Raw genomic sequence first — 542 nt, 5'->3', positions numbered from 1 at the left:
ATGAAGGCCCGGCTGTGCGACAGCTTGCTGTGCGCGACCTGCAGCTTGGTTCTCTCGCCGGCTATGATCGCCCAGTCCTCGCTCCAGTCGAACTGGATGGCTTCGCCTGGCATGAACACCAACGGCACGAAGGTGCCCCGGCCACTGGTCTGCGCATCGCGCTGGCGGTCGGCCTTCCACTCCCGCGCGAAGGCGGCGACCCGGTTGTACGAGCCGTCGTAGCCGAGCGTCACCAAATCGGCGTACATCTGCTTGGCCGTGCGGCGCTGCTTGCGTGACCGGCCAGCCTCGATCCTGAGCCAGCCCGACAGCTTCTCGGCAAACGGGTCCAGCTTGCTCGGCCGATCCGGAACCTTGAACTGCGGCTCCACCGTGCCGGCCCGCAGATACTTGCGGATGGTGTTCCGGGACAACCCGGTGCGCCGTTCGATCTCCCGGATCGGCATCCCTTCCCGGAAATGCCAGCGGCGGATCACACTCAATAACGCCATGTCGATCACTCCATGATCCCCCAACTGCCAGCCAGGGGAACGATCAGAACA

The 542-nt window shown here is 64.8% G+C and carries 1 protein-coding gene; it reads right to left on the bottom strand.

The window, feature by feature from the left end; all coding sequences use genetic code 11:
• On the bottom strand, positions 1-491 hold a 491-nt coding region (locus IE191_RS20945), incomplete at its 3' end, for a transposase (RefSeq protein WP_191326368.1).
• Between the last annotated feature and the right edge of the window lie 51 nt (positions 492-542).

Source organism: Novosphingobium pokkalii (assembly GCF_014652855.1).
GTDB lineage: Bacteria > Pseudomonadota > Alphaproteobacteria > Sphingomonadales > Sphingomonadaceae > Novosphingobium > Novosphingobium pokkalii.
This window is presented reverse-complemented; position numbering and strand designations above follow the sequence as displayed.